This window comes from Pseudochelatococcus sp. (genome assembly GCF_050946405.1).
In the GTDB taxonomy this organism is placed as follows: Bacteria; Pseudomonadota; Alphaproteobacteria; order Rhizobiales; family Beijerinckiaceae; genus Pseudochelatococcus.
The window spans coordinates 121587-137877 of sequence record NZ_JBMNUS010000008.1 but is presented as its reverse complement, the minus strand read 5'-3'; the positions used below and the strand labels follow the sequence as shown (position 1 = coordinate 137877).

The following is a 16291-nucleotide window of genomic DNA, read 5'->3' as shown; positions in this document are numbered from 1 at the left end:
CAGATGCCGGAACCGGACATCGGGACGGCGCGCGCCAGGACCTGACGGCGTTCGCCGCCTGATGAATGAGGGAGGCATGCGAGGGAGGCATGGCGGTGGAGGCGACGAAGCACCGTTTCCGTCCAGAGCCGGATGATGCGCGTCCGATGTCCGTCGCGCCGTTCGGTCTGTTCCGGCTGCCCCTGTTGTGGAGCGCCCTTGCCATCGACGCATCCGGCTGGATGGCGTCGACCGTGGCGAAAAATCTCACCGAACTGGCCACCGGCGAAATCGCGCAGGAGACGCCGGCCCCGCCGGACTGGACCACCGATCACACGGTGACGCTGGAACTGGAGGCCATGACGCTGCGCTCCTTCGCGCCGCCGCCGGATGCCTCTTCGCGGCCGCCGGGCGGTCAGGCCACGCTGATCTGCACGCCGCTGGCGTCCGTGCGCCCCCTCATCGCGGATTTCGCGCCGGATCACAGCGTCGTCGCCAGCCTCATCGGCGCGGGCGTGCCGGGCCTTTCCGTCATCGACTGGCGGTCCGCGACCGGAGAGATGCGATACAAGTCGCTGGACTCTTATTTCTGCGATCTCAACGTGATCGTCGATCATCTCGGCCCGCCCGTCAATCTCATCGGCCTGTGTCAGGGCGGCTGGATGGCGCTGGCCTACGCCGCCCGTTTCCCCGACAAGGTGGCCAAGCTGGTGCTCGTCGGCGCGCCGATCGATCTCTCGGCGAGAACCACGCGGCTGACGACCTTGGCGGAAAGGATTCCGCTTCCCGTCATAGAGCGGCTGGTCGCGCTCAACCACGGAATCGTCGAGGGCGCGCGCTTCCTGCGCTTCTGGGCGCCGGCGGGCATCAACGACGATTTCATATTCAGGTCGCTGCAATTGGCCGCGGACACGCCGCAGGACGCGCGCGCGGCGCTCGCCGGACGGTTCAGCCGCTGGTTCTGGTCCACCAACGACATGCCGGGCCGCTATTTTCTGGAGGTCGTGGACCGGCTGCTCAAGCGCAACGGCCTCGCCAACGGACAATTCACGGTGCTCGGCGTGCCGGTGGATCTGGCGCGCGTGCGTGCGCCGGTGTTTCTCATCGCGGCCGAACAGGATGAAGTCGTCGCCAGCGAGCAGCTTTTCGCCGCCGAAAGACTCATCGGCACACCGGCGGCGGACATTCGCAAGATCGTCGCGCCGAGCAACCATCTCGGCCTATTCATCGGCGCAAACACCAACAGGCGGATATGGCCCGATGTCGGGCGCTGGCTCACCGGCGGCGGCAAATAGCGCGACGGAGATTCAAACGTAATCCGCCGCCCCGTCTTTTTGTTTACAAGTCAATATGTTTGCCGGTCAGCCCGCGCCGATCCGGGTGGCGAGCAGCTTGTCGACGCGCCGGCCGTCCATGTCCACGACTTCAAGGCGCCAGTCCTGCCAATCCACAGTGTCGCCCACGGAAGGGATGCGGCCGAGTTCGTGCAGCACGAAGCCGGCGATGGTGTGAAAGTCGCCGCCGTTGGGCAGGTCCCGCAGACCGAGGCGGTCGAACGCCTCATGCGCGGGCATCATGCCATCGATCAGCAGCGAACCGTCGGCGCGCTCCACCACGGAGGGCTCGCCGTCGTCGACGCCCGGCAGCTCTCCGGCGATGGCCTCGAGCAGATCCGTCTGGGTGACGATGCCCTCCACGCCGCCGTACTCGTCCACGATCACGGCCAGCCGCACCGGCCGCTGCTTGAACTGGTCGAGAATGCGCAGGAACGGCGTCGCCTCGTGAACCACGAGCGGCTCGCGCGCGAGCCGCGCGACATCGATGGGCGCATGGTCGAGAGCGCTGTCGAGCAGGTCTTCCTTGAGGACGATGCCGACCACCTCGTCAAGCTCGCCCCGGCTGACCAGCAACTGCGCATGGCGGCATTCGCGAATCGTCTTGAGTATTTCCTCCGGCGGATCGTCGGCGTCGATCCACTCGATATCCAGACGCGGCGTCATGAAATCGCCGATGCGCCGGTTGCTGAGATTGATCACGCGCTCCACCACCTCGAGCTGCGCCTGCTGGAGAATACCGGCGCGCTGGCTGGCCGCCATCAGCAGCTTCAGCTCCTCCGGCGAGTAGTTCGACGCCTGATCCTCGCCGCCGCGCAGGCCCGCCAGCCTGAGCACGAGGTTGCCCATGCCGTTCAGCGTCACGATCGCGGGGCGGAAAAAAAGCTGGAAAATCGAGAGCGGGCGCACGATGGCAAGCGCCGTCGCCTCGCTGCGCTGCAACGCGAGGCTCTTGGGCGCAAGCTCGCCGAGCACGATATGCAGCGCCGTGATGATGGTGAAGGAAATGATCACCGCAATCGTGTGCGCCCCGGCGGAAGCCATATTGCCGGGAAGCGAGACGAGCAGCGGCTCGATGAGATGGGCCAGCGCCGGCTCGCCGATCCACCCGAGCGCCAGCGACGAGATGGTGATGCCGAGTTGCGTGGCGGCCAGGTTGCCGTCGAGGTGATCGACGGCTTTTTGCAGCGCGGAAGCGTTGCGCCGGCCCGCGGAGACGAGTTCCGCCACCCGGCTGCGCCGGATGGCCACGAGGGAAAATTCCGCGGCGACGAAAAATCCGTTGGCGAGAACGAGAAAAATAACCGCCGTCAGTCCGATGACGTCGGTCCACCCAGCTTCAACGCCTGCCATAATCTCCTCGGGCCTGTCTTTTCGTCCTGCGTCCGGCCGCGCGGCAATATGCGGACCGGCTCTGTCAATTCCTGATGCGAGGCGCGCCGCAACGACCGCCGATAGCTTATGGACCTACAAATGTTCCGAACAGATGACAGCCCGCTCGCTTGCAGGCGCCAGAATGGCATGCGGGCGGGGCCGCGCGCAATATCAAGCTTGGCCGCAAAATTTCAGGCCCGGCCCGAATCGGGCGCCGGCGCGTCCGCGAGCGGATGCAGATCGCGCACCATCGCCTTCATGCGCTCGTCGAGAACATGGGTATAAATCTGCGTCGTGGCGATATCGGCATGGCCGAGCAATTCCTGCACCACGCGCAGATCCGCGCCGTTATGCAGCAGGTGGCTGGCGAAGGCATGCCGCAGGACATGCGGGCTGACGCGATCCGGCGCGAGCCCGGCCTGCACGGCGAGATCCTTGAGATCGCGGGCGAAAGCCTGACGGGTGAGATGCCCGGAAGCGCTGTCGGCGGGGAAGAGCCAGCCGGTGCGCGCCGCGCCCTCCCGCACGTCTTCGCGCAGGGCGAGATAGGCGCGGGCGGCGTCGCGGGCGGCGTCGGTGAGCGGCACGAGACGCTCCCTGCCGCCCTTGCCGCGCACGATCAGGAAACGCTCACGGGTGCGCGCGGCGGCGACCGGCAGCGAGACGAGCTCTGAAACGCGCAGGCCGGTGGCGTAAAGCATTTCGAGCAGGCAGGCCATCCGCGCCCGGACGAGGCGGCGGGCAAGCGGCTGCGACGTATCGTCCGCCCCCGCATGCGCCTGCGCCAGCAACCCGTCGACCTCGGCGATCGACAGCACCTTCGGCAGCGCCTGCCCGCGCCTGGGGCCGTCTATGGCGGCGGAGGGGTCCGTCCGGCAACGGCCTTCGCCGTAGAGAAAGCGGTGAAACTGGCGAACCGCGGAAAGCTTGCGCGCGGCTGATGTCGCTTTCAGGCCGCGCTCGTCCAGCTCGGCGAGAAAGGCGCGAATCGTTTCCGACGAGGCATCGTCCGGGGAGAGGCGGCGCGCCTTGAGAAAGGCGGTGTAGTCGCCGAGATCGCGGCGGTAGGCGTCGAGGGTGTTGCGCGCCGCGCCGCGCTCCGATGCGAGCATGTCGAGATAGAGCGCGACCGCCGCTTCCGGCAGGATGGGGGCGCTCTCGCTTTGAGGAACGTGACGCATGTCTGGCCTGACGGGCAAGAAAGCAGGGAGATCAGCGGCCGATGCGGTCGGCGGGAATCGTGATCGACATTTCGCGCTGCTCGGGAGTGAAGACCGTCGCAAGCGCGAACATGCCGGCGTAGCCGAGGCCCGCGAGAAATCCCAGGATCACGAGAAGGCGGAAGAGTGTCGGCATGGTCGCTCCTGTTCCGCCACGGTGATGACGACAAACGTCGGGGCTATCTTCCGGCGGGGCAATGTGCCAACTTCTATTCCATGATAGTAAACGGCTGATGATCGACAAACATGACCTTTTGACGCATTGTCGCCGGCATATAATCGGAAGGCGCGGCTTTCGGGAACGCGCCGGAGGGAGAGAGAGGGCATAAAGGTGTGGGCCTTTGGCAGGCCGGGCGGGAGCGTTCGGCAATGACGGCGGCGGAACTGGAAGGGCCGCCGCCCGCGGCAGGTACGGACGGCGGGGCCGAAGGGCGCTTCCGGCAGGATGGCGTCGAACGCACGGAACCGGCTTCAGCCGGCGCTGCCCGGCCGGCGGCGGAAGAAGCGGAGCGCATGGCGCATATCCGCGCACGTCTCGGCAGGCGGCCCGTCGTGCTGGTCGGCATGATGGGCGCCGGCAAGAGCACCATCGGCCGCCGCCTCGCCCAGCGTCTCGAACTGCCTTTCGTGGACGCCGATACCGCCATCGAGACGGCGGCCGGCATGTCCATCGCCGATATGTTCGCGACGCATGGCGAAGCGCATTTTCGCGAGGGCGAGAAGCGGGTGATCGAGCGCTTGTTGCAGGAGGGGCCGCAGGTGCTGGCCACGGGCGGCGGCGCCTATCTCAACCCGGAGACGCGCGATCGCATCGCAAAGGCCGGCGTTTCCGTCTGGCTGAAGGCGGACGCGGAGACGCTGATGCGCCGCGTTCGCAAGCGCCCCACGCGGCCGCTGCTCCAGACGGGCGATCCCGAGGCGACCATGCTGCGGCTGATCGAGGAGCGGTATCCGGTCTATGCGCTGGCCGACTTCACGGTGTTCTCTCGCGATGTGGCGCACGAACTGATCGTTGACGAACTTGTGTCACTTTTGAATACAAGTCTGTAAACATCAAAGCGCGAATCGGCCAGCCAAACCTGCTCATTCCGGGAGACCGCACCTCATGACCGACGCACCCGTTTCGCCCGCGTCCGATGCCGGCGTCTCCGCCATCAGGACGGTGCCGGTGGCGCTTGGCGATCGCGCCTATGACATCCTGATCGGGCGCGGCATCCGGGCCGCCGGCGCGCGCGGCGTCGCCGCCCTGGCGCCGGGCGGGGCGGTCGCGATCGTAACCGACGAGACAGTCGGCGGCCTGCATGCGGATGAAATCGCTGCCGCGCTGGAAGGCGAGGGCCTGCGCGTGGCGCGCGTCACGGTGCCGCCCGGCGAGGCGACCAAATCCTACGCGCAATTCGCCGCCGTCTGCGATGCGATCATCGCCGCCAGGATCGAGCGGGGCGATCTCGTGGTGGCGCTCGGCGGCGGCGTCGTCGGCGATCTGGCCGGGTTCGCGGCCGCTTCCGTGCGCCGGGGCGTGCGCTTCGTGCAATGGCCGACGACGCTGCTGGCGCAGGTCGATTCGTCCGTGGGCGGCAAGACGGGCATCAACTCGCCGCACGGCAAGAACCTCGTCGGGGCCTTCCACCAGCCGTCGCTCGTGATCGCGGACATGGCGTTGCTGGATACGCTGAGCCCGCGCGAGTTCCGCGCCGGCTACGCCGAAGTGGTGAAATACGGGCTGATCGACGATCCGGCCTTTTTCGCGTGGTGCGAGCGGCACGGCCCTGCGGTATTCGGGGCGGGAGAGGAATGCGCGCATGCCGTGGCGAAAAGCTGCGCGGCGAAAGCGGCCGTCGTGGCGCGCGACGAACATGAGAACGGCGACCGGGCATTGCTCAACCTCGGCCACACCTTCGGCCACGCGCTGGAGCGCGCCTGCGGCTACGACGGCGCGCGGCTCGTGCACGGCGAGGGGGTCGCGGTCGGCATGGCGCTGGCCTTCCGTTTTTCCGTCAGGCTCGGCCTTGCGAGCGGCCAGGATGCGCAGCGCGTGGCGCGCCATCTCGAATCGATCGGCCTGCCGACGCGGCTTCAGGACGTGCCGGGCGATATCGGAAACGCCGACAGCCTGCTGGACGCGATGGCGCAGGACAAGAAGGTGCGCCGCGGCGCATTGACGTTCATTCTGGCGCGCGGCATCGGCGAGAGCTTCATTGCCCGGGACGTGGCGCGCGAGGATGTGCGGGCCTTCCTGAAAGACGAATTCGCCGATAGCGCGCGCTAGGACCGTCTGTGACCATGAGGGCCTGGATGAGGTCGCCGGCAGCCCCTGAAGAAGCGGCATCCGTTTCCCGGATGAAACCGACGCAGCGGCGACACATGGGCCGCCATGGCGGGGGCGCGGCGTTCCTGCGTCTGTCGCTCGCCTTGCTCGCGTTCATCTTCCTTGCCGCCTTCGCCGATGCGTGGACCAATCCTTCGCAGGCCAATCCGTCGGGTGTGCTCGGCGCTCCGGGGCAGGCGCGCGCCGCCGTGGAGGCCGCGCTGCGCGACAAGGCCGGCGAGGAGAAGCAGGAAACCGCCCGTGCCGCGCCCGAGCAGGTTCTGAACGATGCGCGCACGGCGCTCGAGGAACTCGAAAAACAGATCACGTCGGGCACCCTGTCCGACGAGGAACTGCTCCGCATGCGTGACAGGGCCGCCGCGACGGCGACCAGCGTCCGGGCGGTGGTGAACGACCTGTCGCCCCGTGCGGCCGCAATCGGCGCCCAGCTCGCACAACTGGGGCCGCGCCCCGCGGAAGATGCGCCGCCCGAGGCGGAAACCACGACCCGCGAGCGCGAGGAGCGCAGCAGGGCGCTGGCGGAATTGCAGGCCGGCATCAGCCTGGCCGAGACGCTTCTCGTGCAGGCGGGGCAGGTCACCACGGCGATCAACGACTACCGACGCCTCGTTTTCGCCAACGAACTCTTCGCGCGCGGCCGCAGCGTCCTCAGCCCGCTGCTGTGGCAGGAAGCCGTTCGCGGCGCGCCGGAGGCGCTGGAGCGAAGCCGCAGGCTGTTCGGAGACTGGCTGGCCCAGGCCGTGCAGCGGGCGCGCGACGGCATGGCCGCGGTAACGCTCGCGGCGCTGATCGTCTGGGGCGGGCTGCACGGCTTGCAGCGCCGCTTCCTGCCGCAGCTCACGCATCGCGACCGGGAGGAGACGAACCCCGGGCGCCTGCGGCGCGTCACGAAGGCGCTCGGGATGATTCTCGGCGCCACGGTGCCCTTCGTCGCCGCGATCGCGACCCTGTTCATCGCGCTCAATGCGGAGGGGCTGGCGGAAGGGCGCATGGAGACGGTGATCGTCTGGCTGCTGCTGGGCGCGGGTTTCGTCGTCCTCATGCGCGCGCTTGCACAGGCCCTGTTCGCGCCCGGCCTGCCGACATGGCGGCTGTTCGCGCTCGACGACCATACGGCGACGCGCCTCAGCAGCGCCAGCGTGGTGCTGACCGTCGTGCTGGTCGTCGGCCAGATGTTGCAGGTCGTCGTGGCCGCCGTCGACGCGAACCTGTCGATCGTCGCCCTGGTCGACGGCGTCGCCGCCCTCGCCATCGCCATGGTCATGTTCACGACATTGCAGGGGCTTCGTCATCGCACGAGGCCCGTCGAGGACGACTTCGGTCCCTACGTGCCGCAGGAACCGCAGTTGCGCGGCTTTCTGCGCGCGGTGGCCTGGCTTGCGACCTTCGCCATCATCATCGCCGCCGCGACCGGCTTCATCGCTTTCGCCTCGTTCATCGTCGATCAGGTCGTGTGGACCGCCACCATCATCGGCCTGTTCTTCCTGCTGACCACGCTGGTCGACGAGATGGCGGTGGAACTGCCCAAGCGCAACTCGCGGGTGTCGCTCGTGCTGCAAACGAGCGTGGGCCTGCGCCGGCGCACGCTGGAGCAGATCGGCATCCTGTTCTCCGGCATTTTCAAGCTGGTGATGATCGCGCTCGGCGTCATGCTGATTCTCGCTCCCTGGGGCGTCGAATCGAACGACATGTTCTCGTCGCTGCGCGCGGTCCAGAACGGCTTCACCATCGGCGAAGTGCGCATGTCGCCGGTGGATATCGTCGGCGCGATCATTACTTTCGCCATCGCGCTGACGGTCAGCCGCATCATCCAGCGCTGGCTGTCGATCCATTTCCTGCCCGCCACCGGCCTCGACATCGGCATCCGCAACTCCATCGCGACCGGTGTCGGCTACATCGGTTTCTTCCTCGGCTTCGCGCTGGCCTTCATGCAGATCGGCCTGAGCCTCGACCGGATCGCGATCGTCGCGGGTGCGCTGTCGGTCGGCATCGGCTTCGGCCTGCAATCCATCGTCAACAACTTCGTTTCGGGCCTCATCCTCTTGTGGGAGCGCCCGATCAAGGTGGGCGACTGGGTCGTGGTCGGCCCCGAGGAGGGCTACGTGAAGCGCATCAACGTGCGCGCCACGGAAATCGAGACCTTCGACCGCGCGGCGGTGATCGTGCCGAACTCGAACCTCGTGTCGGGAACGGTGAAGAACTGGCTGCACCGCGACCGCATGGGCAGGCTCATCATATCCGTCGGCGTCAGCTACGCCGCCGACCCGGACGAGGTGCGCGAGCTGATGCTCGCCTGCGCGCGGGAGCATCAGCAGGTGCTAGAGACGCCGGCGGCCCATGTCCTCCTGCGGGCGTTCGAGCCGACCATGCTGCGTTTCGAGCTGCGGTGCTTCATTCCCAACGTCGAGAACAGGCTCACGGTATCGAGCGAACTCAACTTCGCCGTGCTGCGGGCGCTGCGCGATCGCGATCTCGTGCCGGTGCGGCCGATGGTATGGGAAGAATGGCGGTTCGGGCGCAAGGGGCCGCTCACGGACGAGGCGGGCTACAACCTTCATCAGGGGCAGGATGACACGGGAGCGACGATATCATGATCACGGCGGGGCTCTCGTTGGCAAAGGCCGCCCTGCTGGCCTGCCTCGCGCTGGGGCTGACATCCTGCGCGGAAAAACCGCCCGTCACGGGCGGCGTCGCGCCGTTCTACCGTCATCTCGACCGTCAGGACGCGGCCGTGGACGCACAGGCGGCGGCGGAAATTCTCTCCGCCTACCGGCGTAACCACGGCCTCGCACCGCTGACCCTCGACCCGGCGCTGTCCGCCGCCGCGCAGGCGAGCGCCTCGGCAGCGGCGCGCGCGGACAAACCCGCATCCGCCGATGCGCTCAAGGCGCGGCTGGCGGGATCCGGCGTGAGATCGCCCGGCGCCAACCTCTCGGCCGGCTACCGGACGCTGGCGGAAGCCTTTTCCGGCTGGCGCGAGTCACCGCAGCACAACCGCGTGCTGCTGCAACGGTCCGCCACGCGCTTCGGCATCGCGACGGCCTACGCGCCGGGCTCGAAATACAGAGTCTACTGGGCGCTCGTGGTGGCCGCAGATTGAGTGCGGGCGCCACGAGCGGGCAGGGCAGGGCAAATCGATACGTCAGGCGCTGACCTGATAATCCTTCACGTCGGTAAAACGTATCTGCGGCCAGCGTTCCACCTCGTAATTCAGCGAGAACGCCGTCGAGGCCATGAACACCGGCGCGCCGTCGAGATCGACCGCGAGCGCCGAGCCGTTGGCGTTCATGAACTTGTCGAGCTCTTCCCGCGTGTCGCTGTCGACCCAGCGGCAGACCGAGAAACGCGTCGTCTCGTAATCGATCGGCAGGCCGTACTCACCCATCAGGCGCGTTTTCAGCACGTCGAGCTGGAGCGCGCCGACGACGCCGACGATGGGGGCCGAGCCGTCCTGGGGCAGGAAAAGCTGCACCACGCCTTCCTCCGCCATCTGTTGCAGCGCCTCGCGCAGCTTCTTGGCCTTCATGGCGTCGGTCAGCTTGATGCGGCGCATGATTTCCGGCGCGAAGGAGGGCACACCGCGAAAGACGACATCCTCGCCCTCGGTCAGCGTATCGCCGATGCGCAGGGTGCCGTGGTTGGGAATGCCCACGACGTCGCCCGCATAGGCTTCGTCGGCGATGGCGCGATCCTGCGCGAAGAAAAACTGCGGCGCGGAAAGGCTCATCGGCTTGCCGGTGCGCACGAGCTTCGCCTTCATGCCCCGCGTGAGCTTGCCCGAGCAGATGCGCATGAAGGCGATGCGGTCGCGGTGGTTCGGGTCCATGTTCGCCTGGATCTTGAACACGAAACCGGTCATCTTCGGCTCGTCCGCCCGCACGGTGCGGGTCTGCGCCTGCTGCTCGCGCGGCGGCGGCGCGAAGGCGCCCATCGCGTCGATAAGGTCCTTCACGCCGAAATTGCGCAGCGCGCTGCCGAAGAACACGGGCGTCAGATGGCCTTCCCGGAACGCGGCGAGGTCGAACGGGCGACAGCCCTCGCGTGCCAGTTCGACTTCCTCCAGCCACGCATCGCGCTCGTATTCCGGCACAAGCTCCAGCACCGCCGGATCGCCGGGACCGTCGACCTCGATCGCCGGGCCGTCCTTGTCGATCTGGCGGATGGTGTCGTTCGCCAGATCGTAGGTGCCGGCAAAAGTCTTGCCGCGGCTGATCGGCCAGTTGACGGGCGCGGTATCCAGCGCAAGCGTCTTCTCGATCTCGTCGAGCAGGTCGAAGGGATCGCGGATATCACGGTCCAGCTTGTTGATGAAAGTGACGATCGGAATATCGCGCAGGCGGCAGACCTCGAACAGCTTGCGCGTCCGCGCCTCGATGCCCTTGGCGGCGTCGATCACCATCACCGCCGAATCGACGGCGGTCAGCGTGCGGTAGGTGTCTTCCGAAAAGTCCTCGTGGCCCGGCGTGTCGAGCAGGTTGAAGACATGGCCGCCGTATTCGAACGTCATCACCGAAGTGACGACCGAAATGCCGCGCTCGCGCTCGATCCCCATCCAGTCCGAACGGGTCTGGACGCGGTTCTTCTTGGCCTTGACCTCGCCGGCAAGCTGGATGGCGCCGCCGAAAAGCAGGATCTTTTCGGTCAGCGTGGTCTTGCCGGCGTCGGGGTGGGAGATGATGGCGAAGGTCCGGCGAAGGGCCTCCGGGGAAGGTTTGTCGCTCATTGCATGCCGGGTGGGTGACGGAAAGCCGCTTTTCGCGCGAAACGACGCGCAATGCAAGCGGCGCGTCACGACCCGGCGGAACGCGAAGTCTTTCCGTGTTTCATTGCAACGCAGAAAGACAAAGCTTTTCAACCCATCGCGTTTCCTTCACGCAAGCCGATATTCGCCTTGCCCGAAAACGCTTCAATTGCCGCCGCGCAGCCGCTCCAGCAGCGTGGCGGTCGGGTAGCCGTCCGCCGGCAGGCCGTAACGAAGCTGGGCCTCGCGGGTGCCGGCCCGCGTGTCCGCGCCGATCATGCCGTCGACCTTGCCGGCAGCGAAGCCGCGCGCATTCAGCAGGCGCTGCAACTCGCTGACCTGCTTGGGCCCCAGATGATTGATCTTGCCGCCGCGCCGCACGGCAGGCTCGCCGTCCAGCCGGTTGGCGAAGTAGCCGACCGTGGTGACGTAGATGAAAGACTGATTCCACTTCAGCAGAATGTGGAAATTGGGATAGGCGAGGAAAGCCGGGCCGTCCTTGCCCATCGGCAGCAGCAGGGAGGAGGACAGGCCGTCGGCAGGCAGGCGGGAGCCGTCCGCGCGGGTGACGCCAAGGCTCGCCCAGCGCGAGCGCGGCTGGTTCCGGTCCAGCCCGGCGTTCTCCCATGGCAGTTCAGCCGGCACGCGCACTTCCTCCAGCCACGGCTGTCCGCGCCGCCAGCCGAGTTTCGACAGGTAGTTGCCGGCGGAGCCGAGCGCGTCGGCGGTATCGCGGATGAGGTCGCGCCGTCCGTTGCCGTTGTAGTCGAGCGCGTGACGAAGGTAATCGGAGGGCATGAACTGCACCTGCCCGATTTCGCCGGCCCACGCACCGACCATCTGCGAGGGAGCGAGATCGCCGCGCTCGATGAGCCGCAGCGCATCGATGAGCTGCGGGCGGAAAAGCTGCGGGCGGCGGCAGTCGTAGGCGAGCGTGGCAAGCGACCTCAACGCCGGGAACTTGCCGTTGTTGGCGCCGAAATCCGTCTCCAGCCCCCAGAACGCGGTGATGATGGAGGCGGGCACGCCGAAATCGGCCTCGATCCGCTGAAAAGTGCCGCGATGCGCGGCGATCTGCTTGCGCCCCTGCTGCAAGCGCCCGGCGGACACCATGCGATCGGAGAATTGCAGGAAGCTCTGTCCGAAAACGCCCTGTCCGCGGTCGAGCGACACGACCTTGGGATCGTAGGCCACGCCGTCGAGACCGGCGGAAACGGCGGCGGGCGATATCCCCGCGGAGAGGGCCTCGCGCCGAACGCCTTCAAGCCACGATCCGAAGCCGCCCTCCCGCTGACAGGCGGCGTTCGCGGCGGCGGGAAGAAACATTGCCGAAGCGGCGAGAGATGCCGCGATAGCGGCCCTGATCACATTGCGCTGCATATCGTGGCCCCTCATTCCGACGGGGAGTTTGGCAGATGTCGCCGGTACGTCAAGACCGCGCCGAAAACAATCGCGGCCCGAGCAGATGAAACGCGATGCCGGCCGCCGCAAGGCCCGTTCCCGCCAGCGCCACGCCCGGCCAGCCGCCGAATCGCCATGCCAGCGTGCCGATGAACGAGCCCGACGTGCCGCCGATGAAATAGGCCGTCATGAAGATGGTGTTGACGCGGTTGCGCGCCTGCGGCTGAAGGGCGAAAATGCGCGTCTGGCTGGCGATCTGCACGCCTTGCAGGCCGATATCGAGCACGATGACGCCGACGACGAGGCCGATGAGGAGATGGCCGGAGACGCCCATGATGGCGAAGGCCACGACGAGCAGCACCGTTGCCCCCCCGACGATGGCGCGCGGCGCGATATGGTCGGCGAGCCGCCCGGCGATGGTTGCCGTCAACGCGCCCGCAAGGCCGATCAGGCCGAACAGGCCGGCCACCGTCGGCCCGTAGCCGAGTTCGGGACTGGCGAGATGCGGCGTGAGCGTGGTCCAGAACACGTTGAACGTGGCGAAGGCGAAGGCGGCGACGACGGTCGCCTCGCGCAGCACCGGCTCTTCCCGCCACAGCGGCAGCAGGGAACGCAACAGCGCGCCGTAGCCGAGCGACGACGTGGCCGCGAGCGGCGGAAGGGCGAAGCGCACGACGCCCGCAACGAGCACCATCATCGCCGCCGCGATGAGGAACATCGCCCGCCAGCCGGCGAGGTCGGCAACCAGCCCGGCCAGCGCCCGCGCGCCCAGAATACCGGTGAGCAATCCCGCCATGACGATGCCGATGACGCTGCCGCGCGTTTCCGGCGGGCTCAATGCCGCCGCCATCGGAATCGTGTATTGCGCGACGATCGAGAACATCCCGACGCAGAAACTCGCCAGCAACAACAGCGGAAACGTGGGCGCGGCGCTCGCCGCCAGCAGCGCCAGCACGAGCAGCCCAATCACGCGCAGAATGAGGCCGCGCCGCTCGAAGCGGTCGCCCAGCGGCGCCAGCAGCGCAAGGCCGATGGTGTAACCCGCCTGCGTCGCGGTGGTGATGAAGCCGGCGGAGGTCTCGGGCGCCCCGAGGTCGCGCGCCATCAGCACCATCATCGGCTGGTTGTAGTAAGTGTTGGCGACGGCGAAGGCGCAGACCGCCGCCATGGCGAAAACCGTGGAGAAACCGAGGGCGTGCGGCGCAGGCGCGGCGGCGGCGGATGACGGCGTGCGGAGGGAAGCCATTGTCACTTTCCCATGCGAGTGGAAGCGGCAGGGAACGCCGCCGGCGAAAAGTGCCGACAGGCTCCCTCCCGCGCAAGGGCCGACCGGACATGGCCCCGCTGCGTTGCCGTCATTACACGTCGAGATTGGCGACAGCCAGCGCGTTGTCCTGAATGAACTCGCGCCGCGGCTCCACCACGTCGCCCATCAGCTTGACGAAGATATCGTCCGCCGCCGCCACCTCGCGCACGCGCACCTGCAACAGTGAACGGTTGTCGCGATCGAGCGTCGTTTCCCACAACTGATCGGGGTTCATCTCGCCCAGCCCCTTGTAGCGCTGCATCTGCAAGCCTTTGCGGCCGGAGGCCGTCACGCTCTCGAACAGCGACACCGGACCGGTGACGACGGACGTCTCGCCCTTGCGGGTCAGGCTCGCCGGGCGGCCGTAGGCGTCCTGAAGGCGGGGCGACAGCTCGTCGAGACGCCGCGCGTCGGCCGATTCCAGCAGGGCGAGGTCGAGCGTGGCCACCTGCCGCACGCCCCGCACCGTGCGCGAGAGCACGAAACCGCCGGCGGCGACGCTGCCCTCCCAGCCGCGTTCCGTCTCGTCGGAAATCGCGTCGAGCCGGCGGGCGACATAGGCCGCGGCCTCCAGCGCCTTGTCGGGCTCGTCGAGCAGTTGCGGGCGCAGCGCCCCGGCGATGGCCGCCTGCTCCACGACGACGCGGTTGTAGCGCGTGTGCAGATGGTCGAGCACCTGACGCACCATGCGCGCCTCTTCCACCAGCGTGCGCAGATCAGCGCCCGCGCGCTCCTCGCCGCTCGCGACCTTGAGCACCGCCCCGTCGGTGCCCACCTCGATCAGATAATCCTCGAGCGCACGCTCATCCTTCAGGTATTGCTGGGATTTGCCGCGCGTCACCTTGTAGAGCGGCGGCTGGGCGATGAAGATATGGCCGCGCTCGATCAGTTCAGGCATCTGGCGGAAGAAGAACGTCAGCAGCAGCGTGCGGATGTGGCTGCCGTCGACGTCGGCGTCCGTCATGATGATGATCTTGTGGTAGCGCAGTTTCTCCGGCTTGAAATCCTCGCGCCCGATGCCGGTGCCCAGCGCCGTGATCAGCGTGCCGATTTCCTGGCTGGAGAGCATCTTGTCGAACCGAGCGCGCTCGACGTTGAGGATCTTGCCCCGCAGCGGCAGCACGGCCTGATACTCGCGGGCGCGGCCCTGCTTGGCGGAGCCGCCGGCCGAGTCGCCCTCGACGAGGAACAGCTCGGATTTCGCCGGATCGCGCTCCTGACAATCGGCGAGCTTGCCGGGGAGCGACGCGATGTCGAGCGCGCCCTTGCGGCGCGTCAGCTCGCGCGCGCGCCTCGCCGCCTCGCGGGCCGCCGCCGCTTCCACCACCTTCGCCATGACCGTCTTCGCGTCCGCCGGGTTTTCCTCGAACCACGTCGCCAGCGTTTCGTTGAGCACGCTCTCGACCACCGGGCGCACCTCGGAAGACACGAGCTTGTCCTTGGTCTGCGAGGAAAATTTCGGATCGGGCACCTTCACGGAGACGATGGCCGTGAGCCCCTCGCGGCAATCGTCGCCGGTCAGCGACACCTTTTCCTTCTTCGTCGTGCCGGAGGATTCCGCATAGCCGTTCACCTGCCGGGTGAGGGCCGCGCGGAAGCCGGCCAGATGCGTGCCGCCGTCGCGCTGCGGGATGTTGTTGGTGAAGCACAGCACATTCTCGTGATAGCTGTTGTTCCACCACAGCGCGACCTGCACCTCGATGCCGTCGCGGCGGCCCTCCACCACGATCGGCTTCTCGATGAGCGGCTGCTTGGCGCGGTCGACATAACGCACGAAAGCCTCGATGCCGCCCTCGTAATGCATCTCCTCCGCCTTGCGCTCGGCGGAGCGGTTGTCGGTGAGCAGAATGCGCACGCCGGAATTGAGGAACGCGAGTTCCCGCAGCCGATGCTCCAGCGTGGCGTAGTCGTACTCCGTCATGGAGAAGGTTTCGGGGCTTGCCAGAAACGTCACCTCCGTGCCGCGCCGGCCGGCTGCATCGCCGATCGCCGCCAGCGGCGCCACCGCCTCGCCGTGGCGAAACTCGATGAGATGCTCGCGGCCGCCGCGCCAGATGCGCAGCTTCAGCCAGGTGGAAAGCGCGTTGACGACCGACACGCCGACGCCGTGCAGACCGCCGGAAACCTTGTAGGAATTCTGGTCGAACTTGCCGCCGGCATGAAGCTGGGTCATGATGACCTCGGCCGCCGAAATGCCTTCCTCCGCATGGATATCGGTGGGGATGCCGCGCCCGTTGTCGGTGACGGTGACGGAGCCGTCGGCGTTGAGCGTGACGGTGACGAGATCGGCATAGCCGGCAAGCGTCTCGTCGATGGCGTTGTCGACGACCTCGTAGACCATGTGATGCAGGCCGGAGCCGTCATCGGTATCGCCGATATACATGCCCGGCCGTTTGCGAACGGCGTCGAGCCCCTTCAGCACCTTGATCGAGTCGGCTCCGTATTCGTCGGGCTGAAGCTCACGGGCGGGTTCGGACATTACGCTTCCTTGAGGTATACACGCCACGGGGGCGGGGAGATCCATCGGCGCGGAACAGGCGAGCGCAACCGGACGAATCGCCGCGCGGCCGACAAGCTAATGTAATGTCGGGAAACGAAAATTGCACC

The 16291-nt window shown here is 67.3% G+C and carries 12 protein-coding genes; 5 read left to right on the top strand and 7 right to left on the bottom strand.

The genetic code is table 11. The annotated features are described in order from the left end of the window. Positions 1 to 95 precede the first annotated feature (95 nt). Positions 96 to 1274, top strand: coding sequence for an alpha/beta fold hydrolase (locus tag ACOYJQ_RS13235; protein ID WP_433459032.1), 1179 nt, complete (start codon positions 96 to 98; stop codon positions 1272 to 1274). Positions 1275 to 1340: 66 nt separating this feature from the next. On the opposite strand, the gene ACOYJQ_RS13230 is transcribed toward ACOYJQ_RS13235, so the two are convergent. The 3 genes from ACOYJQ_RS13230 to ACOYJQ_RS13220 form a co-directional block, all read right to left on the bottom strand. Further along, entirely contained in the window at positions 1341 to 2666 is a 1326-nt protein-coding gene (locus ACOYJQ_RS13230; protein ID WP_433459031.1) for a hemolysin family protein, read from the bottom strand. A gap of 212 nt (positions 2667 to 2878) precedes the next feature. Further along, positions 2879 to 3868 (bottom strand): site-specific tyrosine recombinase XerD, encoded by a 990-nt coding sequence (gene xerD, locus ACOYJQ_RS13225; RefSeq protein ID WP_433459029.1) that lies wholly within the window; start codon positions 3866 to 3868, stop codon positions 2879 to 2881. 31 nt (positions 3869 to 3899) lie between these two features. Then, on the bottom strand, positions 3900 to 4043 hold the full coding sequence (locus ACOYJQ_RS13220) for a histidine kinase (protein ID WP_433459028.1): 144 nt from the start codon (positions 4041 to 4043) through the stop codon (positions 3900 to 3902). A 233-nt stretch (positions 4044 to 4276) separates the two neighbouring features. On the opposite strand from ACOYJQ_RS13220, the gene ACOYJQ_RS13215 reads away from it, so the two are divergent. From ACOYJQ_RS13215 to ACOYJQ_RS13200, 4 genes are all read left to right on the top strand, one after another. Continuing rightward, positions 4277 to 4957, top strand: a complete 681-nt coding sequence (locus ACOYJQ_RS13215; RefSeq protein ID WP_433459027.1) for a shikimate kinase — start codon at positions 4277 to 4279, stop codon at positions 4955 to 4957. A gap of 55 nt (positions 4958 to 5012) precedes the next feature. Further along, complete coding sequence (aroB, locus tag ACOYJQ_RS13210; protein ID WP_433459026.1) at positions 5013 to 6176, top strand: 3-dehydroquinate synthase; 1164 nt, start codon at positions 5013 to 5015, stop codon at positions 6174 to 6176. Positions 6177 to 6247: 71 nt separating this feature from the next. Next, the gene (locus tag ACOYJQ_RS13205; RefSeq protein WP_433459024.1) at positions 6248 to 8830 is read left to right on the top strand and encodes a DUF3772 domain-containing protein; all 2583 of its coding nucleotides are present in this window, start codon (positions 6248 to 6250) and stop codon (positions 8828 to 8830) included. Next, positions 8827 to 9336, top strand: a complete 510-nt coding sequence (locus ACOYJQ_RS13200; RefSeq protein WP_433459023.1) for a CAP domain-containing protein — start codon at positions 8827 to 8829, stop codon at positions 9334 to 9336. Before ACOYJQ_RS13205 ends, ACOYJQ_RS13200 begins: the two co-directional genes overlap by 4 nt. A gap of 42 nt (positions 9337 to 9378) precedes the next feature. Here ACOYJQ_RS13200 and ACOYJQ_RS13195 read toward each other — a convergent pair whose 3' ends face one another. The 4 genes from ACOYJQ_RS13195 to gyrB form a co-directional block, all read right to left on the bottom strand. Continuing rightward, positions 9379 to 10959: a peptide chain release factor 3 gene (locus tag ACOYJQ_RS13195; RefSeq protein ID WP_433459021.1), complete on the bottom strand. Its 1581-nt coding sequence runs from the start codon at positions 10957 to 10959 to the stop codon at positions 9379 to 9381. 183 nt (positions 10960 to 11142) lie between these two features. After that, positions 11143 to 12357, bottom strand: coding sequence for a lytic murein transglycosylase (locus ACOYJQ_RS13190; protein WP_433459020.1), 1215 nt, complete (start codon positions 12355 to 12357; stop codon positions 11143 to 11145). A gap of 49 nt (positions 12358 to 12406) precedes the next feature. After that, entirely contained in the window at positions 12407 to 13624 is a 1218-nt protein-coding gene (locus ACOYJQ_RS13185; protein WP_433459018.1) for an MFS transporter, read from the bottom strand. Between the two features lie 112 nt (positions 13625 to 13736). Next, the gene (gyrB, locus tag ACOYJQ_RS13180; RefSeq protein ID WP_433459017.1) at positions 13737 to 16163 is read right to left on the bottom strand and encodes a DNA topoisomerase (ATP-hydrolyzing) subunit B; all 2427 of its coding nucleotides are present in this window, start codon (positions 16161 to 16163) and stop codon (positions 13737 to 13739) included. Between the last annotated feature and the right edge of the window lie 128 nt (positions 16164 to 16291).